Source organism: Chryseobacterium culicis (assembly GCF_002979755.1).
Classification (GTDB): domain Bacteria; phylum Bacteroidota; class Bacteroidia; order Flavobacteriales; family Weeksellaceae; genus Chryseobacterium; species Chryseobacterium culicis_A.
On sequence record NZ_PCPP01000004.1, the window covers coordinates 73,349 to 98,369 of the forward strand.

The 25,021-nt window shown below is 35.6% G+C and carries 24 protein-coding genes; 15 read left to right on the forward strand and 9 right to left on the reverse strand.

The genetic code is table 11. From position 1 onward, the window contains the following. Positions 1-24: 24 nt before the first annotated feature. The gene (locus CQ022_RS18625; RefSeq protein WP_105683806.1) at positions 25-1,329 is read right to left on the reverse strand and encodes a DEAD/DEAH box helicase; all 1,305 of its coding nucleotides are present in this window, start codon (positions 1,327-1,329) and stop codon (positions 25-27) included. A gap of 279 nt (positions 1,330-1,608) precedes the next feature. Here CQ022_RS18625 and CQ022_RS18630 point away from each other — a divergent pair, with 279 nt between their 5' ends. Next, positions 1,609-2,754: a hypothetical protein gene (locus CQ022_RS18630; protein ID WP_105683807.1), complete on the forward strand. Its 1,146-nt coding sequence runs from the start codon at positions 1,609-1,611 to the stop codon at positions 2,752-2,754. A 13-nt stretch (positions 2,755-2,767) separates the two neighbouring features. After that, entirely contained in the window at positions 2,768-4,486 is a 1,719-nt protein-coding gene (locus CQ022_RS18635) for a T9SS type A sorting domain-containing protein (protein ID WP_105683808.1), read from the forward strand. Between the two features lie 56 nt (positions 4,487-4,542). Here CQ022_RS18635 and CQ022_RS18640 read toward each other — a convergent pair whose 3' ends face one another. The 4 genes from CQ022_RS18640 to hpt all read right to left on the reverse strand — a co-directional run bounded on the left by CQ022_RS18640 (position 4,543) and on the right by hpt (position 7,828). Beyond that, complete coding sequence (locus tag CQ022_RS18640) at positions 4,543-5,031, reverse strand: DUF6438 domain-containing protein (RefSeq protein ID WP_105684004.1); 489 nt, start codon at positions 5,029-5,031, stop codon at positions 4,543-4,545. Between the two features lie 489 nt (positions 5,032-5,520). Then, positions 5,521-6,504, reverse strand: a complete 984-nt coding sequence (gene obgE, locus CQ022_RS18645; RefSeq protein ID WP_105683809.1) for a GTPase ObgE — start codon at positions 6,502-6,504, stop codon at positions 5,521-5,523. Between the two features lie 64 nt (positions 6,505-6,568). Then, positions 6,569-7,147, reverse strand: coding sequence for an adenylate kinase (locus tag CQ022_RS18650; protein WP_105683810.1), 579 nt, complete (start codon positions 7,145-7,147; stop codon positions 6,569-6,571). A gap of 126 nt (positions 7,148-7,273) precedes the next feature. Then, on the reverse strand, positions 7,274-7,828 hold the full coding sequence (hpt, locus tag CQ022_RS18655) for a hypoxanthine phosphoribosyltransferase (protein WP_047380929.1): 555 nt from the start codon (positions 7,826-7,828) through the stop codon (positions 7,274-7,276). A 397-nt stretch (positions 7,829-8,225) separates the two neighbouring features. Here hpt and CQ022_RS18665 point away from each other — a divergent pair, with 397 nt between their 5' ends. Continuing rightward, entirely contained in the window at positions 8,226-9,815 is a 1,590-nt protein-coding gene (locus tag CQ022_RS18665) for an ABC-F family ATP-binding cassette domain-containing protein (protein ID WP_105683812.1), read from the forward strand. Between the two features lie 229 nt (positions 9,816-10,044). Here the strand turns inward: CQ022_RS18665 and CQ022_RS18670 are convergent, their stop codons facing one another. The 4 genes from CQ022_RS18670 to CQ022_RS18685 all read right to left on the reverse strand — a co-directional run bounded on the left by CQ022_RS18670 (position 10,045) and on the right by CQ022_RS18685 (position 13,101). Further along, entirely contained in the window at positions 10,045-10,563 is a 519-nt protein-coding gene (locus CQ022_RS18670; protein ID WP_105683813.1) for a HEAT repeat domain-containing protein, read from the reverse strand. An 87-nt stretch (positions 10,564-10,650) separates the two neighbouring features. Continuing rightward, positions 10,651-11,196 (reverse strand): AAA family ATPase, encoded by a 546-nt coding sequence (locus CQ022_RS18675; RefSeq protein WP_105684005.1) that lies wholly within the window; start codon positions 11,194-11,196, stop codon positions 10,651-10,653. 32 nt (positions 11,197-11,228) lie between these two features. Continuing rightward, complete coding sequence (locus CQ022_RS18680; protein WP_105683814.1) at positions 11,229-12,155, reverse strand: alpha/beta fold hydrolase; 927 nt, start codon at positions 12,153-12,155, stop codon at positions 11,229-11,231. A 94-nt stretch (positions 12,156-12,249) separates the two neighbouring features. Beyond that, complete coding sequence (locus tag CQ022_RS18685; protein WP_105683815.1) at positions 12,250-13,101, reverse strand: hypothetical protein; 852 nt, start codon at positions 13,099-13,101, stop codon at positions 12,250-12,252. Between the two features lie 132 nt (positions 13,102-13,233). Between CQ022_RS18685 and CQ022_RS18690 the strand changes: the two genes are divergently transcribed. From CQ022_RS18690 to CQ022_RS18745, 12 genes are all read left to right on the forward strand, one after another. After that, a complete protein-coding gene (locus CQ022_RS18690) occupies positions 13,234-14,520 on the forward strand; it encodes an adenylosuccinate synthase (protein WP_047380949.1) in 1,287 nt (428 codons plus the stop codon). 178 nt (positions 14,521-14,698) lie between these two features. Further along, entirely contained in the window at positions 14,699-14,986 is a 288-nt protein-coding gene (locus CQ022_RS18695) for a hypothetical protein (protein ID WP_105683816.1), read from the forward strand. A gap of 253 nt (positions 14,987-15,239) precedes the next feature. Next, positions 15,240-16,091, forward strand: a complete 852-nt coding sequence (locus tag CQ022_RS18700; RefSeq protein ID WP_105683817.1) for an energy transducer TonB — start codon at positions 15,240-15,242, stop codon at positions 16,089-16,091. Between the two features lie 164 nt (positions 16,092-16,255). Further along, positions 16,256-17,029, forward strand: a complete 774-nt coding sequence (locus CQ022_RS18705) for a ParA family protein (protein WP_105683818.1) — start codon at positions 16,256-16,258, stop codon at positions 17,027-17,029. A 69-nt stretch (positions 17,030-17,098) separates the two neighbouring features. Continuing rightward, on the forward strand, positions 17,099-17,989 hold the full coding sequence (locus CQ022_RS18710) for a ParB/RepB/Spo0J family partition protein (RefSeq protein ID WP_105683819.1): 891 nt from the start codon (positions 17,099-17,101) through the stop codon (positions 17,987-17,989). Next, positions 17,990-18,628 carry a DUF5683 domain-containing protein gene (locus CQ022_RS18715; RefSeq protein ID WP_105683820.1) on the forward strand — a complete coding sequence of 213 codons (639 nt, stop codon included), beginning with the start codon at positions 17,990-17,992 and terminating at the stop codon, positions 18,626-18,628. 64 nt (positions 18,629-18,692) lie between these two features. Beyond that, positions 18,693-19,394: a 4-hydroxy-tetrahydrodipicolinate reductase gene (dapB, locus tag CQ022_RS18720; protein ID WP_105683821.1), complete on the forward strand. Its 702-nt coding sequence runs from the start codon at positions 18,693-18,695 to the stop codon at positions 19,392-19,394. 135 nt (positions 19,395-19,529) lie between these two features. After that, positions 19,530-21,176, forward strand: coding sequence for a signal peptidase I (lepB, locus tag CQ022_RS18725; RefSeq protein ID WP_105683822.1), 1,647 nt, complete (start codon positions 19,530-19,532; stop codon positions 21,174-21,176). A gap of 59 nt (positions 21,177-21,235) precedes the next feature. Next, positions 21,236-21,856: a WbqC family protein gene (locus CQ022_RS18730; protein ID WP_410492645.1), complete on the forward strand. Its 621-nt coding sequence runs from the start codon at positions 21,236-21,238 to the stop codon at positions 21,854-21,856. A gap of 87 nt (positions 21,857-21,943) precedes the next feature. Beyond that, a complete protein-coding gene (locus tag CQ022_RS18735; protein WP_105683823.1) occupies positions 21,944-23,629 on the forward strand; it encodes a S8 family serine peptidase in 1,686 nt (561 codons plus the stop codon). Positions 23,630-23,753: 124 nt separating this feature from the next. Next, on the forward strand, positions 23,754-24,245 hold the full coding sequence (locus CQ022_RS18740; RefSeq protein ID WP_105683824.1) for a lipocalin family protein: 492 nt from the start codon (positions 23,754-23,756) through the stop codon (positions 24,243-24,245). A 25-nt stretch (positions 24,246-24,270) separates the two neighbouring features. After that, positions 24,271-24,960, forward strand: a complete 690-nt coding sequence (locus CQ022_RS18745) for an OmpA family protein (protein ID WP_105683825.1) — start codon at positions 24,271-24,273, stop codon at positions 24,958-24,960. The last annotated feature ends 61 nt before the right edge of the window (positions 24,961-25,021 follow it).

A 25,021-nucleotide genomic window follows, 5' to 3' on the forward strand; every position in this document is an offset into this window, starting at 1 on the left:
CAATGTTGAAAAGGGGTTTGTTTTTTATTTCTTTCTGGTGAAATTCTTATTCTTTGGCTTTTTAAACCCAACGGAAGCTCCCGCAGAAGGCTTTTTACGGTTATTATTCGGCCTTGAATTATTGTTGTTACCTGTTTTTGGCTTTTCACCACCTCCAGACATTGGTCTGTTATTGGAATCTCTTTTTTGGGCTACCAGATCATCAGTATGGAACGGATGGTCTTTGATGACAGGAATTTTCTTTCCAATCAGTTTTTCGGTATTCTTTAAGTTCAAAAGATCCAGCCCATCTACAAAAGAAATAGAGGTTCCTTCAGCTCCGGCTCTTCCTGTTCTTCCGATTCTGTGTACATAAGTTTCAGAAACATCGGAAAGCTCAAAATTGATCACGAATTTCAATTCATCAATATCAATTCCCCTTGCTGCAATATCAGTGGCTACAAGAACCCTTGTTTTCCCGGATTTAAAGTTGTTCAGAGCATTTTGTCTCGCATTCTGAGATTTATTACCGTGAATAGCTTCCGCAGAAATATTGTCTTTCTGAAGTTTTCTGGAAATCTTATCTGCACCGTGTTTTGTTCTTGCAAAAACCAATACAGACTCCGAAATATCATTTTGCAGAATGTGAGAAAGCAAATTCAGTTTGTTATCTTTTTCTACAAAATAAACAGATTGTTTAATGGTATCTGCTGTAGAAGAAACGGGAGTAACCTCTACTTTTATAGGATTATTTAAGATAGAATTAGCAAGCTTCTGAATTTCAGCAGGCATTGTTGCCGAAAAGAATAAAGTCTGTCTTCTTTGAGGTAAAAGTTTAATGATTCTTTTTACATCATGTACAAAACCCATATCCAGCATTCTGTCTGCTTCATCAAGAACAAAGATTTCAAGATTTTTCAGGCTGATGATTCCCTGAGCAATAAAATCAAGAAGTCTTCCTGGTGTAGCTACCAGAATATCAACTCCTTTTCTCAAAGCAGCTTCCTGGTTTCCTTGCTTTACCCCTCCGAAAATAACAAGTTGCTTTAATGGAAGATATTTACCGTAAGCATTAATATTTTCCTCAATCTGAATCGCCAGTTCTCTGGTTGGAGTAAGGATTAATGCTTTTATATGTTTATTGGGAATTTTATTTTTGGATAAGTTCTGTAGAATAGGGATGGAAAAAGCAGCTGTCTTTCCTGTTCCTGTCTGCGCACAACCTAAAAAGTCTCTGCCTTCTAAGATATCAGGAATAGATCTTTCCTGGATAGGAGTAGGAGTCGTGTATCCCTGCTCCTGGATTGCTTTTGCAATAGGTTCTATTAAGTTTAAGTCTGTAAAATTCAAATGAATTATTTTAAAATTTAAATAAAAATTCCTTCAGTCTGAAAGAATTACATTTTGCAAAGGTAGGTTAAAAAAAATAAAGATTTTTTCACTGTTCCCAAGTATTTATTTGTCTTAAAACAGGAGAATAATAAGGAGTGTGGGTAAGCTTTTTAGAATATTTTTATGTATTTCTATGTTTTTAATTTAAAATTTAATAAACATGTAATCATTTTGTGAAATTATATAAGACTGTGTGAGAGGGTTATGTATATATTTGGTATACTAATAATCTTAAACATGAGAAAAACAATCGTTTTACTTGCAGCTATTGCAGGGATACAAGCCAATGCGCAATCCTGGAATCTTACTGGAAATTCAGGAACCAATTCAACCACCAACTTTATTGGAACAACAGACAATCAGTCTTTGGTTTTTACTACCAACAATGCTGAGAAAATGAAAATCACTACGGAAGGAAGATTTATTTTTCATGGTGTAACAGCTCCAGGACAAATTTGGGACAAAAATTTATTCTTTGGAGGCGGAGTGAATACTACAACCACTGCCAATAATACCGTTTTCGGAATGGGTGCTCTTACTCAGCTTACAGAGGGAGGAGGAAATACCGCCGTAGGAACGAATTCACTGTCGCTATTTACCAATGGGACCATGAATGTGGCTATAGGGTTTAATTCTATGAGAAGCACGGTCTCCGGCAATAGTAATACAGCTTTGGGAATGAATGCTCTGGAGTCTTTTAAAACAGGTGACTTTAATGTAGCAATAGGGCAGGCTGCCATGGCATCAGGTTCTTTGACAGGAAACTTTAATGTAGCACTGGGAGTAAGTGCATTACGGTACATTAATAGTGGAAACAGTAATATCGTTGTAGGCGCAGAATCTTTCAGGTCCATTGTCAATGGATCTAATAATATAAATCTGGGATTTTCGAATGCTAAATTAATTACCTCAGGGAATAATAATATTTTCATAGGAAATTATATAACACCTTATAACACAGCTTCTCCGGAAAATGAACTGAATATTGGAAACTGGATTGTAGGAAACAATGGTACTATAGGAATTGGTGAATTTACCAATCAGCTTCCTGCTGATGGAGTTGCACCGGATGGAAAGAAATATAAGCTTTTTGTAAAAGATGGAATCAGAACTGAAAAAGTGAAAGTAGATATTGCTGATAATAACGGTTGGGCAGATTATGTTTTTGAAAAAGATTACAAGTTGATGCCATTGAATGACTTAGCTAAATTTATTGATAAAAACGGTCACTTACCTGAAGTTCCTACTACAGAACAGGCTATTAAAAATGGGATTGAACTTAAAGAAATGAATATTCTTTTGCTTAAAAAGATTGAAGAACTGACATTATATACCCTTGAGCAACAAAAAAGAATAGAAGCTCTTGAACAAAAAGTGAAATAATAAAAATAAATATATGAAACGATTTTATATAGTTTTTATATTGGTTATACCCTTGTTTTTATTTTCTCAGAAAGAAAATGATAATTGGTATTTTGGAAATAAGGCGGCTGTTAATTTCTCAGCTTCTGCTGCTGTAGGTTTAAACAATAGTGAGATGGAAGCTTCTGAAGCATGCGGCACCATAAGTGATAGCAGTGGGAAACTGCTTTTCTATATGAATGGACAAACAGTATGGAATAGGGAACACCAAATTATGTCTAACGGTACTTTAGCTCCTAGTAATAATAATAGTGCACAGCAGCTGGCTATTGTTAAAAATCCGGCAGACAGTAATCAGTATTATGTTTTTATTACGGGTGAAAACGCGTTCGGGCAGTTTGCGATTAATTATTCAATTGTTGACATGACTTTAGGAGGTATCGGAGCTGATGGAGCGCCGTTAGGTGATGTTGTAAAGGATAAAAAAAATATTTCAGTCCTGAATCCATCCGGAAATGAGTTGTTCTCGGAAGCGGTAACTGTTGTAGCTCATTCCAATAAAGAAGACTTTTGGGTTTTAATACCTAATGGTTCGGATATTTATGCCTACAAGATTGATAGTAATGGATTTAGTAATGGACAGCCTATTGTAAGTAACCTGAATCTTCCGTTAAATTTAGGGTCTGGTAGATATTACAGTATTAAGGCTTCTCCTAAGATTAATAATCCAATGTATTCTAACCTTGTAGGTATTTCTTTTTGGGGAGATTTTAATGCGGGAAATGTTCCGGACACCTATTTCTTTAATCAGGTATATTCATTCAATGCATCTACCGGATTGATTACAAATGATTTTTTTCTGCATGTAAAAGGACTGAAAGCCTACCTGCCTGAATTTAATAGAGATGCATCCGTATTATTTCTTGGTTATGGACATATATATGCAGTAGATCTCGTTAATTCAACGTCTTCAAACGTTCAATATATGGAAATTTTTCACGATCCATCTAGTATTACTTCTTCTTCAGCTACTGGGATTCAGAGGAATATCTACGGGGATGTTTATATCAGCCGACAGTCTAAATCATTCCTAGGAAAAGTCATAAATCCTGATGTCTATAGTTCCTTTATGAGTGTAGATATGAACGCGGTAAGCTTGCTGAAAGCATCTGCAAATTATGGACTACCTCAGATAGTTCCTATACATGATAAATCCGGATTTGAAGGTTATTATCCTTGTGTAGGAAACCTGACTCTTTTCTCAGAACCGAATGTGTCTTTTTACTACAAAATAGCAGAAACAATAACGACAAAAGATAAATATATTTTGCAAGGGAAACATAATATAACCATGCAGGCGGGAGAAAGTATTAATCTTTTATCAGGTACTTTTATTGATAATGATGCCTCATATTATGGTTTTATAGCTCCTTGTAGCAAAGAAGAGGATAAGTTATCGAGGTCAGCATATAGAAAACCATCTCCTGTAAAAATGTTTTTAGAGTTGGATAAGAAAGAGAGAGTGGAAACTAACAGTGATATCAAAGTATATCCAAACCCTGTATCTGATTTCCTGACTATTACTGCTGCTGCAAAAATAAATAATGTTGAAGTATATGATATTTCAGGAAAAAGAATTGAAGTCAGTTTAAAAGATAATAAAGTAGATGTAAGAAACCTTTCTGGAGGTGTATATCTTATTATCATTGAAACGAAAAACGGAAAAATGACCAAACAGTTTATTAAGAAATAAAATCTGTTAAAAATAAATGGCTGCCCAACGGCAGCCATTTTTATAATTGAGCAAAATTACTTGACTTTAGTCCATTCCTGGTTCTTTCTTAAATTTTCCATAAACTGATACACTTCTGACAGCTTTTCACTTCCGCGTTTTCCATAGTCTTCCACATTTTTTGAAGTTCCGTCAGCAAATTTGATCCTTAAATGAGAGGTTGGGAGATCAGTAATATTGTGCTCGCCATATTTATCGTTTAAGCCTTTTACATTTAATCCATCCAGTAAACTGATGAGTTTATTGTAATCTTCTTCTTTGATGGTTCCTTTAAAAGTTCCCTCACGTGGCTTTGAAAACTCATCTTTTGAAGGTTTGTCATTGAAATTAAAATGTTCCGCTTCAAAAACGGCAGTTCTGTCGGCACTGATGGTCATTTTAAAGACAGGACAGAATCCAAAACATGGGGTAGCCTCATATTCAATGGTAGAATATTTGGAGTTTACTTTTTGAGAAGTACAGGAAAATAATAATATAAATGCACAAAGGCCTAGTAAATATTTCATAGTTTTTTTCAATTTCAGAGGATGTTTCAATAATTGTTCCAAAAAGAGAAAAGCTTCTTTTGTTTTTATGTTAAATATAAAATGGAAAACCTGCTTAACCTTTTATTTGAAACATTAAGATTGTATTAAGTGTTAAGAATATGAAGATAAGCTCCGCTTTATACTTAAGAATCGGAATGATTCATCTTAACTACTCTTTATTTCTTAAACCATTCTTAATGGTTTAATATAAAATATAAATTAACCTTTTATTTGAACCATTAAGATACGATGAAGATGTTAAGAATATGAAGATAAGCTTCACTGTACGCTTAAAAATCAGAATGATTTACTTAACTATACTTTATCTCTTAAATCCTTCTTAATGGTTTAAAATATTGTCTAAAAGAAATAGAATTAATTTTATTAAAAAACAGCCTCAGATTTTTCTAAGGCTGTTTTGTATGTTGCAGTTCCATTTTAAAATAAAACTGGTGAATCAATGTTTTTCTATCCGTGCAATTGCTTCCAGATAGCATCTTTAAGCTCCATAAGACCTTCTCCGGTAACTCCTGAGAAGAACAAAGGTTGTTTGTTTTCCGGAAACTCTGCTGCAATTTCTTTCTTCAGTTCATCATCCAAAAGGTCAGATTTTGAAACCGAAACAATGAAATCTTTATCTAAAAGTTCAGGATTGTATTCTTTCAATTCATTCTCCAGAATTTTAAACTCCTGAAAATGATTTTCAGAATCAGCCGGAATTAAGAATAAAAGGATAGAGTTTCTTTCAATATGTCTCAGGAATCTGTGTCCTAAGCCTTTTCCTTCTGCTGCTCCTTCAATAATCCCGGGAATATCAGCCATTACAAATGATTTGTAATTTCTGTAATCCACGATCCCAAGGTTAGGAGTCAATGTCGTAAACGCGTAGTTTGCAATTTTGGGTTTTGCTGCAGAAACAGAGGCTAAAAGTGTAGATTTTCCGGCATTTGGAAACCCAACTAACCCTACATCAGCCAAAATTTTAAGCTCGAAGACAACATAGCCTTCTTCACCGTCCATTCCGGGTTGAGCAAATCTTGGAGTCTGATTGGTAGAAGATTTGAAAAATTCGTTTCCTTTTCCACCTTTCCCTCCTTGCATCAAAATTATTTCCTGCTTGTCATCAAGGATTTCTCCGATAATTTCACCTTCTTCATTTTTAGCGATAGTCCCAATGGGAACATCGATATAAATATCAGAACCGTCAGCTCCTGTCAGCTGGTTTTTTGCTCCGTTTTCACCTCGTTCTGCTTTTATGTGACGGGTGTATCGAAGTGGAAGTAAAGTCCATTCATTAGCATTTCCTCTCATGATGACATGGCCTCCACGACCTCCGTCGCCTCCGTCAGGACCTCCTTTAGGAATATACTTTTCACGGCGAAGGTGGGCAGAACCAGCACCTCCGTGTCCGCTTTTACAATGGATCTTTACGTAATCTACAAAGTTAGACATATAGTATTTGTTACGAGTTGCGAGCTACGGGACGAAAATACGAATCCCGTATCCCGAATCTCGATTATTTAATTTTCTCTACCTCAGCGAAAAGTTTTTGGGAAATCTCATCAATTTCTCCAACACCGTTTACCTCTACATATTTACCCTGCTGCTTATAAAGCTCGGCAACTTCTGCTGTTTTAGTATAATATTCTTTAATTCTGTTTTCAATGATCTCTACATTGCTGTCGTCTGATCTTCCGCTGGTTTCTCCTCTTTTCAGAAGTCTTTCAACCAAAATAGTGTCCTCTACTACCAATGAAAGACAGATATCAATATCGTCATTCAATACTTCTTTAACGATAGTTTCCAAAGCTTCTGTCTGAGCAGTTGTTCTTGGGTATCCGTCAAAAATAAAACCATTGGTATCAGTAGGTTTTTTGATCTCGTCGATCAGCATATCTGTTGTTACCTGATCCGGAACCAATTCTCCCTTATCGATGTATGACTTAGCCAGTTTTCCAAGTTCAGTGTCGTTTTTCATGTTGTATCTGAAAAGATCACCTGTTGAAACCTGTTTTAAATTGAATTTTTCGATTAGATTCTGAGCTTGTGTTCCTTTTCCACTTCCTGGAGGGCCGAACAGAACAATGTTTATCATAATGTTGATACGCTTCCAGCCGTTAGTAATACACTGTTGGCTTTTAGCTTTTTTAAGTTAATATTTTACTTTTATTTCGATTAAGTTTAAAGCTAACAGCCAATAGCCAGTAGCTAATGACAATAATTAATGGTTGATTTGTCCGTCTTCCAATTGATATAAATTAGGTAGGTTTCTTCCCAATTCATCATAATCAAGGCCGTACCCAAGTACAAATTTGTTTGGAATTTCCATTCCGATATAATCCAGCTTGAAATCCTTTTTGTAAATCTCAGGTTTTAGTAAGAAACTAGCCAGCTTTACAGATTTAGGACGTTGTGTTTCCTTAAAATATTTGAAAAGACTTTCAACCGTATTTCCTGTATCTACGATGTCTTCTACAAGAATAATGTGACGGTCTCTTACATCTTTAGTCAACTCCATTTTCTGATAAACAATCCCTGTAGATTCAGTTCCAACATAAGAACTCATTTGAATGAAGGCAATTTCGCATTCCCCCGGGTAATATTTTAAAAGATCTGAGAAGAACATTACCACCCCATTTAAAACACCAATGAAAACAGGTACTTCATCTTTGTAATCTTCATAAATTCTTAACGCTGTCTCTTTTACAATTTCCTGAATTTCGGCATCCTTTAAATAAGGAACGAAAGTTTTGTCGTGAACTTTAATGCTTTCCATAAAATTTTTAGTAGGAGGCAAAGTTACGTATTTTTGATTAAAATACTTTCCTGTTTTTATCAGTTTGAAAAGTTTGGTGGTTTCAGGACTGTAGAATTGAATAATGAGATGAAGTCTGTTTAAATCATAATAAGGGTGAGCCTTTTTATGGGATAGAAAGGTATAGCTTCAAAAAAAGGACTTTGGAAATGATTCAGAAAAATAAGTGTTTAAAAAAGGAGCAGAAGAAGGGATGATAAATGTCCTGATTATGAATGAAAAGTGAATGTTCTCAAAAATTACTATCTTTGTTCTTTCAAAACCCAAAATACAGACATGTAGGATATCATTTCTTTCAGATTCAATAAGACGGTAACAAAGATGTTGCTGGTGTTCAACCATTATTAAGAAAGAAATCATGATTTTACTGCAAAATATATCCTTTGGGTTTCCGGGAGGAAATCTTCTATTTAATCATATCAATTTAACAATACAATCTCACACCAAATCAGCTTTGGTGGGAAGCAACGGCATGGGGAAATCAACCCTGTTGAAAATGATTGCTGGCGAAATACAGCCTTTAAACGGCAATATCAATATCCATGGTGATATTTTTTATGTTCCTCAGATGTTCGGGAATTGTAATCATCTTAGCATTGCTGAATGTCTGAAAATAGATCAGAAACTTCACGCTCTCCAAAAAATTACTGAAGGAGAGGTGGATGAAATTTATTTTGAAATTCTCAATGACGATTGGGATATTGAAGAGCGTTGCCAGCATGCCCTGGAACATTGGAACCTCGATAATTTTGAATTAACTCAAAAGCTGGAAGGCTTGAGTGGCGGTCAGAAAACCAAGGTCTTTCTTGCCGGAATTGAGATCAGCCAACCTGATAGTATCATATTGGATGAACCTACCAATCATCTGGATCTTGACGGAAGGAAGCTCCTGTATGACCTTATTGACAAAACAGATGCAACAGTTGTTATTGTAAGCCACGACCGTACCTTGCTCAACCTCGTTGATGTCATATTTGAGTTAAGTAATCAGGGAATTGCATCTTATGGAGGGAACTACGATTTCTATGCTGAGCAAAAAGAAGTGGAGGAGGAAGCTTTGCATAATGATATTCATTCGAAAGAAAGAGCTCTGAAAAAAGCCAAAGAAAAGGAAAGGGAAACCCTGGAACGAAAACAAAAACTGGATGCAAGAGGTAAAGGAAAGCAGGAAAAATCAGGAGTAGCGAGGATTATGATGAATACGCTTCGTAATAATGCTGAAAAAAACAGTTCAAAACTGAAAAGTGTACACGCTGAGAAAATCAGTGGTATTTCTGATGATTTGAGAGACCTGCGTTACTCTTTAAAAAATTCGGATCAGATGAAAGTGAATTTTAATGATTCCAATCTGCATTCAGGAAAAATACTTGTGGCTGCTGAAGCTATTAACTTCAATTATGGAAAGGAAAAACTCTGGAAAGAAAATATCAGCCTTGAGTTGCGAAGCGGCGATAGAATTTCAGTTAAGGGTTCCAATGGCTCCGGAAAAACTACGCTGATTAAGCTTCTGCTGGGAAATAGTAAGCCTTCGGAAGGGAAAATAACAAGGGCAGAATTCAACAGTATCTATATCGATCAGGAGTATTCTCTGATTGATCATGATTCAACTCTTTATGATTTTGTTCAGACTTTCAATGACAGTGCATTACAGGAATCTGAAGTGAAAACATTATTGTCAAGATTTTTGTTTTGGAAAGATAGCTGGGACAAAAAATGTGGAATGCTGAGTGGAGGTGAACGTTTGCGGTTGCTTCTTTGCGGACTTTCCATCAGCAATAAGGCACCTGATATGATTATTCTTGATGAACCTACCAATAACCTGGATCTGCAAAATGTAGAAATTCTCACCAGTTCTATCAAAGATTATCACGGAACTCTGCTGGTGATTTCGCATGATGAAGTTTTTCTTGAAGAGATTGGTGTGAATAGTGAGGTTTTGTTGGATTAATAACTATATTCATCCTTTGTCATTCCGTAGGAAGCTAAATATTATGGGATTTCTGCGAAATGCTAATTATTTATTTTCTGCGAATGAACATTGTAGTTAGTATTCAATAGGGATGGGCTTTAGCCCGTCTTTAAATATAGAATAAGAATCTATCGGCTTTAGCCAAAACCTATCATAAAAAAATCTGGAAATCAATTTCCAGGTTTTTTATTTTTATATGAAAAAAAGATTATTTCTTCGTTTTCTTAATCGCATCCAGATAAATCTTTTTAATACTGTTTTTCTCTTCCTTTTCACTGATATTTTCAAGAGCTGGAAGTAGAGTCGTATTATGCTTAGTCTTCAGTTTCAAAACTTCTCCCAAGGCAAATGCTGCACTCCAGCGTACCACAGTTCCTTCATGTTCTGTGTTACCCAAAAGGTTGCTGATGGCCTGATCCAGATTTTCAGGGAATAAATGAGCGGTATTTCCTATTACTTTGGCACTTTCCCATTTTATTCTGGGTGCTTTTTCAGTAAGCGTTTGGGTAACAAATAAAAATATGGTTTCATCTGCAAGGTTGGGATTCTGTTTCGTAGCATATTCCAAGGCTTCTATGCAGGTGGCTTTTGCAGGATCTTTTGATTTCTCAGCGAAAGCAATCACTTCATCAGCAGGCAAAGAAGAATCAATAATCCATTGGCTGATGATTTCTACTTTTTCCTTTGATTTTACAGTTTTGTCTTTTATAAGTTCTTCTATGGTCACAGGTATTGATTTTTTTTAGTGTCCTAAATTAATAATTCTGCTGAAAGTAACATAACCTTTGTCACTGCGAGCAAAGCGAAGCAATCTCTATATAGTCTGTTTTATTTTATTCAGAATAATATCCATCTTCTGGTGCAGTTCATAATCACCTGAAAGCTCAATCAAAGGAGTATTCATCCCGGACAGCCATTCCAAATGGGCTTTTAAAGTTCTGTTCGCAATACCGGTATTGTGATCGTAATCTTTAGCCCAATCCATAAACTCCTGGAACTTTTTAGCTCTTTCCGGGCTGGTAATCATTTCATCACCATATCTTTCGTATTCCCTTTTTCTCAGTCTTTCCATCCTGAGTTCAGAAGGCAGATAGAGAAATATAATCAGATCGAATGCCGGAAATATATTTTCACCCCAATGAATGATTGAACCTCCAAAAATCCAGCTGTCTGTGGAGTGAAGTTTATCTGAAACAACTGCGTTTCTTATTTCCGGATCTTGTCTTTCTGTAAAAGGATTTGATGTGGTAAGCCAGAAAAAATCATCACTGTCGAAATATTCAATATGGAGTTCCTCAGACAATACCTTCCCTAATGTTGTAACTCCGGAGCCGGAAGCTCCGAAAATATGTATTCTCATGGTTTTTAATTTTATAAAATCTGCGGGAATTTTTAATGTTTTGAAATCCAATGATCAATTTCATCCAATACCTGCTCCCGTATTTCCTCATTCAAAATCTCATGACGCATTTCCGGATAGATCTTCACGTCCACATGCTGAAAACCGTCAGTCTTTAAGTTGTTCACGGTATGCATTACCCCTTTTCCAAAATCGCCAATCGGATCATTCTGACCACTTACAAATAAAAAAGGAAATGACTTTGAAATAGAAGATGCCCAGTTTCTCGCTGTAGCCTTTTTATAAATGGTAAACAAAGTATAAAAAGCATTATGAGTAAACGGAATACCACAAAGTTCATCCTGCTCAAAAGCTTTTCTGTTGTTAGGATTTACACTGAGCCAGCTGGTATCACTGAAATCTTTATCCTTTTTAAAATGCTTGTTATTGACACTCGTAAAAACAGAATTCAAAAAAGTACGATGACGTGGGGCGATGGCATTGGTTAATGATAAATAAGCTCTCAATAGATCTATTCCTAGTAAAGGTCCTCCAGTTCCCGTAATGATAGCTCCTGCAAACTTAGTGCTAGCCTTTTGAAGGAGACAACGGGTGATAAAAGATCCCATCGAATGACCCATAATAAAATGAGGAACCTCTGGAAACTGCTCTGCAAGATGATCTGCCATCATTTCTGCATCTGCAACAAGCCTTTCATCCGGTTTTTCAAGCTGAAAAAAACCAATATCTTTTTTCTCTTTAACAGATTTTCCGTGTCCCAAATGATCATACGTCAATACAGCAATCCCATGAGCTGCAAAATATTCTGCAATCTCTGTGTACCTTCCACTGTGTTCCTGCATGCCGTGAACGATAAGTAGCGTGGCTTTTGCTGTTTCTGGTGAAAACAGGGTGTGGAAAAGTTGAGAGTTGGTGTCTGTTTTTGAGGGTAAATACGCAGATTTTTGTGATGGTTTCATAGTAATTAATCAATCAGATGTATCCTTAAGCTGACAATCAAATATAAAAATATATTGTTTTAAAATTAAAGTCAAATTAAAACTTATTTAATCTTTACTTTTTAAATTTTTCAAATCCAGTAAACAAAAACCAAGTTATATTAGATACAATGAGTAAAATAATTGTCCAAATTAGACTGGTTCCTGTTCTTGTTTCATAGGTTCCTGTCTCTTCTCTAAGAATAATTAAATCATTAGTATTTATTCCTGCATTTTCTAGTGTTTCTCTGTAATCATCAACCTCTCCAATAGACATTTTTTTTAGGAATTTTGTTTCAAAATAATGCTTCTTAAATTGAACTTCTGACGAATCAATAAAATTAAAAATTAATTTTTCCTGCTTGTTCTTATTATCAAAGACCCGATTGCTGAATTTTTGACCAATCAGTAATCCCATCCATAATTTATTTGATTCGTTAAATGTTTTTCTTTTATTTATAATAGGAGAGACATAATAACACCCTACGCCAATTTCATTTCCTCTATCAACACTTGATTTAGATACAGAGAATCTATAGTTAAGTTTATCAACTTCTGCATTTTGTATTGAATAATATAAAGTCTTCGGCTTCATAAATATCTCATCAGGGTTATTTAAATAAGTTATTTCACCATTTTTCCTATTTAAGTAAAACGTAAAAGTTATAATTGGAGCTGTTAATAGAAAAAAAAATATAAATAGAGAAAATGAATATTGTTTTTCACTAATGATAAGTAGTTTAAGTTTCTTTCTTACAACAAACCAGACAAGAATTAGTGAAGTCATTATAGGAATCCAATATCCAAAATATGAGTCATCAATTTCTAAATATGTATTTTGAAACCAATAAATTATTGAAAACAAAATGAAATAGGTGATTGAAGTGATAAGATAGGGAAGAATGATTCTATTTAATTTTTCTTTCATGATGGGATTAAAAGTAACAAAAAAAATATAATCCCATGATTTTCACCCCAACCCAAAATAAATATCCTCTAGAATTTGGTCGTCATTTTTTTTAAAAGTAATTTTGCACGAATCTAAAAACAAAAGTAAAATATGTCAACTTATGTAGTTGTAGGTCTTCAGTACGGAGATGAAGGCAAAGGAAAAATCACGGATGTTTTATCAGCAAAATCGGACTATGTAGTACGTTTCCAGGGTGGAGACAACGCTGGTCACACGGTTTATGTGGGTGAAGAAAAATTCGTTTTGCACCTTCTTCCTTCAGGAGTTCTTCAATGCAAAGGGAAATGTATCATTGCGAACGGAGTAGTGGTAAACCCTAAATCTTTTATTAGAGAAGTTGGTCAGATCGAGAGCAAAGGCTTGAGAACAGATCACATCTTTATCAGCAGAAGAGCGCATGTAATCATGCCTTACCACATCCTTTTGGATACTTACCGTGAAGAGGAACACGGAGGAACACAAATCGGAACTACCAAAAAAGGAATCGGACCTTGTTATGAAGATAAAATTGCAAGAGTCGGGATCAGAATGGTAGACCTTTTAAATCCTGAAATTTTAAGAGATAAAATCGAGAAAAACTTAAAAGTTAAAAATTCTCTTTTTGAAAAATATTACGGAAAACCAACTTTAGACGTTGAAGAAATCTACAATGAATATTTAGAAATCGGAAAACAACTTCAGGACAGAATCGTTGATACTGAATTAGAACTGAATGAAGCAATCAGAGACGGTAAAAACGTTTTATTCGAAGGAGCACAGGCATTAATGCTTGATATCGACTTCGGAACGTATCCGTATGTAACTTCATCTTCTCCATCTACAGGAGGTGTTTGTTCAGGAGCAGGAGTTCCGCCAACATCACTTCAGAACTTAATTGGTGTGGCAAAAGCATACTGTACAAGAGTAGGAAACGGACCTTTCCCTTCTGAATTGGATAACGAACTGGGTGAAAAAATCAGACAGATCGGTGGTGAATTCGGAGCGACTACAGGTAGACCAAGAAGAACAGGTTGGTTAGACCTTGTTTCTTTAAAGCATGCTTGTATGATCAATGGTATCAATAACCTTGTAATCACTAAGCTTGACGTTCTTACAGGAATTGAAAACCTAAAAGTGGTAACACATTACAAAACTGAAGACGGAAAAATCATCGATTATTTCACTTCTTCAACAGAAAAGTTATACAACTACGAGCCAATCTATCAGGATTTACCAGGTTGGAGCGAAGATATTACTAAAGCAAGAAGCTATGATGAACTTCCTGACACTGCTCAGAAATACATTGAGTTCATTGAGAAATATTTAGGAATCAATGTATACTTAGTTTCTGTAGGTCCTGAAAGAAGTCAGAACATCATCAGAAAAGAATTATTCTAATATTTTTAGACTAAAAATAACAAAGAGATCATCATGGGATGGTCTCTTTTTTTGTTTAAAATCTACTTTAATAGCTTATTGTATCCTTGTCAAGGTTTTAAACCTTGACAAGGATACTTATTCCCATCTTTAATTTTTTATATACTTTTGTCTTAAAACAAAGTGCAAATAAGAAATTATGGAAGAAAATAAAATACCGCAACGCTTTCTGGATAATATTGTGATCAGCTTATATTTTACCATTGCCTATGCTGTTTTGATTATTGTTTATTTAGGCTTACCGCTAAATGTAAGTGCAGATTTTTTATTGATTCTGTTTATTGTCTGCAGTTTGATTTTTAGCATAGGAGCCATTTATTTTGCTGCTAAAAGTTATTCGAAAACTAAGATCAGTTCTGTTATTCTCATCATTATTAATGCTTTAGGGTTATTAATACCGCTTACGCTTCTTTTATTGCTTGTTTAATCTTCTATACTGATCTAATAATCTGTTACTTGTGTTCTTTTTCTCTTATTTGTTTTTATGAAAAAATAAGAGTGTTTTTCTGTATGAATTTTCTATTTATAAATGTTAAAATTTAAACATTGTCATAAAATTTTCTAATATTATGTTGTTTTGGTAAAATTTTGGCAAATGTTTTGATATTACAACAGTGCTTATCGATAAGAACTAACAAAACTAATAATCACAATTTTTAACAGTTTAAATAGTAGTAGTGATGAAACAACATAATCAAAACCAGGAATTTCGTTTTAACGAAGTTCTGTTCGAGCACCGCAATAAAGACTATGGTGCCTATGCATTAAGAAACGAATCAGATAGAATATTAACCAAAGCACTTTTCATAGGAGCAAGTTTAATGGCAGCAGTATCCATTACACCATTTGTGATCTCTGCGTTACAAGGACCAAGTATCACTGAGAAAATTATTGCTTGTGATTTTGGACCGTTTGATGTTAAGAATGTAGATACACCAGAAGTAGTACCTCCTGTAGAAACTATAAAACCTGTAGCTCCATCTAATACAAAAACATTTGACAGTACAGTTCCTACGCCATCAAGTACAGCTCAGGATAATGTGAAAAAAGATCACATTCCTGATGATGCTGTAGCAGGTTTTAAAGACAACTTTAAAGGAGATCCGGTAACACCTAATACCCCAAATGTTCCGACAGTATCGGTAGGAACAGGGCCTGTAATAACGACAGCTCCACCAGTGATTTCTGCTCCCGTAGACAAAAATAAAATTGTCGATTCCGGAGAACTTGGTGTAGAAGCTAGCTTTGCAGGAGGAATAGACTCCTTCAGAAATAAAGTAATGAACAGCTTCGACGGCTCAGGAGTCGAATCAGAAGATGTTGTAAAAACGACAGTTACCTTTATTGTAGAAATGGACGGAACCATCTCAGGGGTAAAAGCTAACGGAACCAACGCCGATTTTAATAATGAGGCAATGAGAACAATTAAAATGATTTCCAATAAAGGAAAATGGATTCCCGCCAAAAACAAAAAAGGAGAATACGTAAGAAGTTATTTCAAATTTCCCATCTCCATGAAATTTGATAATTAATACGGAAAAGTAAATTTCAAATAGTTATCCACAAAGAATTTTTTTTGTGGATAATTTTTTTTATTGTTAAATTGCTTATTAACAATATTTTAACTCAATTTTGATTTTCCCCACTTACCGAGAGCAAAGAAAAAAGTGTATTTTTGAAACTTAAAGTTCTAATAATGGCAAAAATCATAGGTATTGCTAATCAAAAAGGAGGGGTGGGTAAAACTACCACCGCTGTAAATTTAGCAGCAGCATTAGGAGTATTGGAAAAAAGAATATTAATCATTGATGCTGACCCTCAGGCGAATGCAACATCCGGCCTGGGTGTGGAAGATGTTCAGTATTCTACATATAATCTACTGGAGCACAGTGCAGATACAAGAGTTTGTATCAAAAGAACGGCAACTCCAAACCTTGATATTATTCCGTCACATATCGACCTGGTAGCTGCGGAAATCGAATTGGTAGACAAGGAAGACCGTGAATATATGCTGAAGAAAGCATTAGCTACAGTAAGAGATGATTATGACTATATTATCATCGATTGTGCACCGAGTTTAGGTCTTATTACAGTCAATGCACTTACGGCAGCAGATTCTGTAATCATTCCGATTCAATGTGAATATTTTGCATTAGAAGGACTGGGGAAACTTTTGAATACTGTTAAAAATGTTCAGAAGATCCACAATAAAGATCTTGGAATTGAAGGTCTTCTTTTAACAATGTATGACAGCCGATTGAGATTATCCAATCAGGTTGTGGAAGAAGTGAATCTACACTTCCCGGAAATGGTTTTTGAAACCATTATCAGCAGAAATGTAAGATTGAGTGAAGCACCAAGTTTTGGAGAAAGTATCCTGAATTATGATGCAGAAAGTAAAGGAGCAGTTCAGTATATTCAGTTAGCTGAAGAAGTTCTTTTAAAGAATGAAAACTTAATAAAGAATTAAATTAATAATAAATGGCCAATAGGTGAATGCTAGGCATCACTTATCAAACATCATTTATCAATTATATCTATGAAGGACAAAAAAAGAGCTATGGGACGCGGCTTGGGCGCCATTTTAAGTGCAGAATCCAAAGCAACGATCAACTCCGCTACTGATGAGGGAGCAGATAAGTTTGTGGGAAATATTGTAGAAGTTGCGCTTGAAGATATCTATCCGAACCCGACGCAGCCGAGAACTTATTTTGATGAAAAAGCATTAAACGAACTTGCTCAGTCGATCAAAAATCTGGGTGTAATTCAGCCGATTACTTTGAGAAAAGACGGTGAAAGGTTTGAAATTATTTCCGGGGAAAGACGTTACAGAGCAACGAAGATTGCAGGGTTAACAACGATTCCTGCTTATATCCGTTTAGTCAATGATCAGGAGCTTCTTGAGATGGCTCTTGTGGAAAATATCCAGAGAGAAGATCTTGATGCTATCGAAATTGCATTGACTTATCATAGGCTTTTAGAAGAGATCGGCCTTACTCAGGAAACACTGAGCCAGAGAGTAGGGAAGGACAGAAGTACCATCACCAATTCCATCAGGTTATTAAGGCTGAACCCGGATATTCAGAATGCCATCAGAAGCGGTGAAATTTCTGCAGGACACGGAAGAGCTATTATCAGTCTTGAAAGTGAAGAAGATCAGCAGATTCTGTTTGATCTGATTATCAAAGAAAAATTAAACGTTCGTCAGGCAGAGCAGGCTGCTGCTGTATTGAAGAATCCAAAGTCTCCCGCTGCAAAAAAAGCAAAAGTGGAACTTTCCAATAACTATAAAAAAGCCCAGAAGACCATCGCTGATATCTTAGAGGTAAAAGTGGAAATCAAAGCTTCTGGAAATGGTAAAAAAGGTAAAATTGTTCTGGACTTCAAAAACGAAGAAGAGCTGGAATATATTTTATCCCATATTAAATAAATGAAGAAAATATTTTTCACATTTTTCTTGTGTATTGCTGCACTGGCCTCTTCACAAGTAAAACCTATTGATACCGTTCGGATGCAGACTCCTCCGAAAGAGGAATCACGTTTAGTGAAGCCGAGTAAAACAGAGGCAAAGATCATTGAAGATCTTGAAAAAGCAAATGGCCCCACGGTAAAAACGATAAAGCTTAATCCTACCAGAGCAGGATTGTATTCTGCAGTTTTACCCGGATTAGGACAGTTTTATAACAAAAAGTACTGGAAAATTCCCATTGTATGGGGAGCGGTAGGAGCTGGAGTCGGTATTGCTGTATGGAATGATAACCAATACAAAAAATATCGTGAATATTACGTAGCAAAGCTGAATGGTACACCTAATGAATTTGTAGACAGTCACCCGTGGCTGGACAAAAAAGCTTTGGGAAATGCTCAGGACAGAGCCAAAAGACAAAGGGATTATGCCATTGCCATTACAGGGTTGATCTATATTCTGAATATTGTAGATGCTGTAGTAGATGCTCACCTTTACGAAAGCCGTCATGACCCGGATTTGGTTTTTAAACCATCAGTAATTCAGGATCAGTATGGATATAGTGCTCCAAAAACAGGATTCAGTTTAAGTTACAGATTTTAAAATATAACATACCTGCAGAAAGATCTGAAGATTGAATGCAGTAGTAAAAAAATAAAAAGATCATATGAAAATAGCATTAGTGGGTTATGGTAAAATGGGTAAGATCATTGATGAGATCGCACAGAAGAGAGGTCATGAAGTAGTTGCCCGCCTGAAGGAAACCCCAACTGCTGAGAATCTTAATAATCCGGATGTTGTGATTGAATTCTCATTACCGGAAGTAGCATTTGAAAACATCAAAGCTTGTCTTGAAAATAAAATTCCGGTGATTTGCGGAACTACAGGATGGCTGGATCAAAAAGATGAAATAGAAAAATTAGCTGTAGATAACGATTCAGCTTTCTTATATGGTTCCAACTTCAGTTTAGGAGTGAATTTATTTTTTGCCTTAAACGAAAAGCTTGCCGATCTGATGAAAAATGTAGATGAATACTCTTGTCAGTTAGAGGAAATTCACCACATCCATAAAAAAGATGCTCCAAGTGGAACGGCTATTTCTATTGCCGAAGGAATCATTCAAAACAACCCGAAATTCGATGCATGGAAACTGGAAGAAACAGAAGGTAAACAGCTTGGAATTTTCGCAGTACGTGAAGATGAAGTACCGGGAACTCACAGCGTGTATTACAGAAGCGAAGTAGACGAAATCGAAATCAAACATACTGCTTTCAACAGAAACGGTTTTGCATTGGGAGCTGTAGTAGCTGCTGAATGGATTAAAGATAAAAAAGGAAACTTCGCAATGAAAGATGTTTTGGGACTTTAATTTGTAACAAATTCTGTAAATTGCAGACCAATAAAACAGAAAATGATGAATAGTGAATTGTAAATAGCGGACTGCTTTTATCATTTATTACTCATCATTTTATCATTTATATCATAAGAATAGGCACAAAAATTTATGAATTATTTTTTAACTTATACAGTATATGTCCTCATACTATCCGTATTGATGGGGATTTCATCTTGGAAACTGTTCAAGAAAATGGGCTATAGCCCTTTATTTGCTTTTATCCCTTTTTACAACTATTTCATCATTTTGAAAGAAACAAAACACCCGAAATGGTGGGCAATTCTTTCTTACCTTCCGATAGTAGGGCCCATTATGATGTCTGTTTTTCACCTTTATCTAGTGAAAAAATTCGGGAAAACACTTTTCAAAGATCAGATTCTTACCGTAATCCTTCCATTTATTTATATGGCGGTGATTAACTATTCTAAAGATGTAGAGTTAGAAGATGAAAATGCCAACGAGCTATTTCTTACAGATGAAGAGAAAAATGATAAAAAGAAAGATACATTCATTGGTTCAATTACCTTTGCAGTAGTTTTTGCAACCATCATCCACGTTTTTGTAACACAGCCATTCGGAATCCCTACAGGATCTATGGAAAGAACATTATTGGTGGGAGACTTCCTTTTTGTTAACAAATGGAGCTACGGATACAGACTTCCGATGCGTCCGGTAGCTATACCTTTCCTTCAGGGAACAATTATGGATACAGGGCAGAAAGGCAATCCGAAAGATGATCCGAAATCTTATGTAGATGGAGTAAAACTTCCTTACACAAGAATTTTACAATTCAACAAACCACAGAAAAATGATGTTGTAGTTTTCAACTATCCTCAGGATTCAGTACATACTGCAATTGATAGAAAAGATCCCTACGTAAAAAGATGTGTGGCTGCTGCAGGTGACACTTTTGAAATGAGAGCCGGAAGACTTTTCGTAAATGGAAAGCCGGAAACCGTTTTAGGTGATCAGGAAGTACAGCACAGATATATTGTCACTACAGATGCGCAATTAGATATCCCTACTTTGTATAAAGCTTATGGATTTTTACCGGTTCAGGAGGTTCAACAAAATAGCGGAGGTTTCCTTTATGGTTTTCAGGGTTTAACAGATAAAACGGCTAAAGAAATTAAAGAACTTCCTCATGTTATTGATATGAAGGAAGAGGTTTCAACAAAAGGTGAAGCTGCAGTATATTACAGAGACGAAGCTAAAACTAAAATTGATACAACACAATCGATCTTCCCAATCAACAAACCTTGGAATCAGGATTGGTACGGTCCGGTTAGAATTCCTAAGAAAGGAGATGTTGTAGCCATTAATCAGGAAACACTTCCAATGTATCAGTGGATTATTTCTGAATATGAACACAACAGCTTAGAGAAAAAGAACGGAAAAGTTTTCATCAACGGAAAAGAAGCTAGCCAATATACTATTCAACAGGATTATTATATGATGGTGGGAGACAACAGAGATGCTTCACTAGACGCAAGATTCTTTGGTTTTGTTCCGGAAGAAAATATTGTTGGAAAGCCAATGTTTACATGGATGAGCCTTCAGGGTGCATTTGCAGACAGCAGTTCTACTTATCAGGCGCCATTCAAAATCCGTTGGGAAAGAATGTTCAAAGCAACCAATACAGGAGAAGCCAATAAAACCTCTTACTGGTGGATTGCAGCGATGATTCTGATCCTGTTCTTCGGATGGGAGTATTTCATGAAATTATTCGGAAAGAAAAAAACTGAAGACGACTAACAGAAAAATTAAACTTAAAATAGAATGAAGTATTTGAAAAAATACTTCATTTTTGTATTATGAATATGAAGAATGTATTATTGCCGGCATTTTATATGCCACCAATTTCATGGTTTTCAGTGTTTTTAAATCCTGAGAGTGAAATTGTACTGGAACAGTTTGAAAGCTTTCCCAAACAGACTTATAGAAACAGAGCCAACATCTATGGAGCTAACGGGAAATTGTCATTAATAATCCCTATCAATCATAACGGAAAAAGAGAATACAAAGATGTTGAAATCTCTTACCGTGAAGACTGGAGAACGCTTCATTGGAAATCAATCAAAACAGCGTATCAGAGCTCTCCGTATTTTGAGTATTATGAAGATAAGTTCAGAAAAATATTTGACCTTAAAGAAAAGTTCCTTCTTGACTTTAACCTTAAAGGGATAGAAGTAATCCAACAGATACTGAAAACAGAAAAGGCACACTCTTTGAATGAAGAATATATCAAAAATCCTGAAAGTATCAGTTTCAGAGAAAAGTTTTCGGCAAAGCTTCCTTCAGAATTTCAGATGGAAGACTATTACCAGACGTTTTCTGATAAATTAGGATTCTTGGAAGACCTTTCGGTTATTGACCTTATTTGTAATAAAGGTCCGGAATCACTGGTGTATATAAAAAATATAAAACAATTATAGCATACCATCGCTATTAATGAAATATTTAGCATAGAACACATGAAGGTGGCGATTGGGATATGTCTTTAAAAAATTAAATATCAAAATATGAAAAAGGTATTATTAGCTGCAGTTTTTTTAGCAGGCTTTAATTTCTCTTTTGCGCAGGATTCTAAAGCTAAAAGTATTGATCCAAACGAAGATAAAGATCTGATGACATGGTATCATAAAGATTTTGCAACTTCAAAAGTATATGGAGTAAATACGGCAAATGCTTATAAATACTTAGAATCTAAAGGATTGAAGCCTAAAACTGTTGTGGTAGGAGTTCTGGATAGTGGAGTACAGGTAGATCACCCCGGATTGGTAAAGAACTTATGGTCAAATCCTAATGAAATTCCTGGAAACGGTAAAGATGATGATGGAAACGGATATATTGATGATGTACACGGATGGAACTTTATAGGAGGTAAAAACGGTGATATCGATATCGATAATATGGAGGTAACAAGAGTTGTTGCTAAATATAAACCTGTTTTCGAAGGTGACGATTCCACAAAGAACAAAGCCAACCAGGCTAAAATGAAGGATGAGTTTGATATGTATATGAAGGCCAAAGATATGTTCAATAAAAAAAGTATCGAGGCAAAACAAAGCTTTCAGACCTATTCTATGCTAAACGAGCTGATTCCTAATATGGTAAAATTATTAGGAGGGAAGCCTGTGACTGCAGAAACAATCTCAGCCATTAAAGCCCCTACAGATCAGAAAGATGCTATTGCTCTGGAGTTCTTGGGACAAATCTCTCAAAGTCCGGAATTCAAAGGAAAATCTGCAGAGGAATTTGAAAAGAAGATGAAGGAGGAGATGAAAGAAGCGATCGATCATTTTGCTCCTGCAGCAAAACAATATGACCTTTCCTATGATCCAAGAAAAGAAATTGTGGGTGATAACTATGATGACTATTCTGAAAAAATCTACGGAAATAATCACTATGAAGGAGCAGACGCAGAACACGGAACCCACGTAGCAGGAATCATTGCCGGATTGCCACAAGGAAAAGAAGTTCAGTACGGGGTAGCTTCCAAAGTGGCTAAAATCATGTCTGTAAGAACCGTTCCGAATGGAGATGAAAGAGATAAAGATGTTGCTAATGCTATCAGATATGCCGTTGATAACGGAGCAAAAGTACTAAACATGAGCTTCGGAAAACCTGTTTCTCCAGGTAAAGATGTTGTTTGGGATGCTTTTAAATATGCTGAAGATAAAGGGGTACTTTTAGTGAAAGCAGCTGGAAACGAAAATGAAGATGTAGCAGAACATTTGGCATATCCTACCAACTTTAAAAACGTTACTGATGAAAAGCCATTTGTAAGCAACGTTCTTGTGGTAGGAGCAAGTACCAATAAAAACAATGCCTTGAGAGCCGATTTTTCTAATTACAATAAGAAAATGGTAAATGTTTTTGCTCCGGGAGAAGAAATTTATTCTACTGTTCCTAAAAATCAATATAAATACCTTCAGGGTACTTCTATGGCTTCACCTGTAGTTGCCGGAGGAGCAGCTGTTTTATTAGCTTATATGCCAGATCTGAAGCCTTATCAGATTATTGAAGCACTGGTGAAAAGCAGTAACCCAAGTACAGCAGATGGTTTTGGAGACCAATCCCAGGCGGGTGGAGTGATCGACCTGAAAAAAGCTGCAGAATACGCTTATACCAATTTCTACAAAGGAAATAAGCCGTCAAGTACTGCCAGGCCTTCGAAATCCGTAAAAAAGGCTGTTAAAAAATAATTTATCTCCCTGTGTTTAAGGAGAAATCATAAAGAGTCCGAATTTTTTCGGACTTTTTATTTTTTATTTTAAATTTTGGCACGGTTTTTTGTAACTTTATAGTAACAAAATAATAAACAACAAAATGAAAAAGTTACTACTTGCAGGGATGTTGGGAACATCACTTTTTGCAGTTTCGTGTTCCTCTGTTAACAAAGCAGCTACATCTCAAAATCAAAGAGCAGATTTCCTGAAAATGAAAGGAGACTGGCAGATTGTGAGCATAGATTATGATAAAGGTTATAAAATTAAACCTTTTGACGAAGGCGCAGACGCACAGTGCTTCGTAGGAAGCCACTGGAGATTGATTCCTAATAACTGGACAGGAGCGTATACTTTAAACGGAGGTGGAGATTGCCCGGCAATTACACAGCCTATCAAATTTGAAGTAAAAGGAGGTAATACTTTTATGTTTAAAAAAATTGCTTCAGGTACAAAAGCAAAACAAAATACAGCGGGGTACAGCCTTACTCTGATCAATCAGACTACAGATCAGTTTTCGCTTGAGCAAGATGTTCCTTTCGAAGGAGGTAATGTAAAAGTAGTTTACAACTTCCAGAGAGCAGGAATGAAATAATTTATCAACATAAAAGATCAAAAAAATGAAATTTACAAAAACATACGTAGGAGCTCTTTTCTTGTCATCAGCATTATTATTGACAAGTTGTGAAGCCGTTCAGAATTCAAATCACCAACAAAGAGGTACAGCCGTAGGTGTTGCTTCAGGAGCAGTACTGGGAGGTATCCTTGGTAATAATGTAGGTAAAGGAGGAAACGGTGCTATTGGTGCTGTATTAGGAGGTATTATCGGAGGTGTTGCTGGTAACGTTATCGGTAACAAAATGGATAAGCAGGCAAAAGATATTAAAGAAACTTTACCAGGTGCTCAGGTAGAAAGAGTAGGAGATGGTATTAAAGTAACAATGAATGAAAGTATTGTTAACTTCGCTTTTGACTCTTCAAACCTTACTTCGGTAGCCCAAACAAACCTTGATAAATTAGCTGAAGTATTGGTTAATAACCCAGATACAAATATCAATATCTATGGTTACACAGACAGCAAAGGTGCAGATGCTTATAACCTTAAACTTTCTCAAAGAAGAGCTGATGCTGTGAAAGCATATTTATCAGGAAAAGGAATTGCATCAAACAGAATGTTTACAAAAGGTGAAGGAGAAGCAATGCCTGTAGCAAGTAACGATACTGACGAAGGAAGAGCTAAAAACAGAAGAGTAGAGTTTGCTATTACTGCCAATGAAAAAATGATTAACGATGCCAAACAAGGCCAATAGTTAATTTAATATATAAATATTTTCGTAAAAGACCGCCCCGGCGGTTTTTTTTGTATTTTTA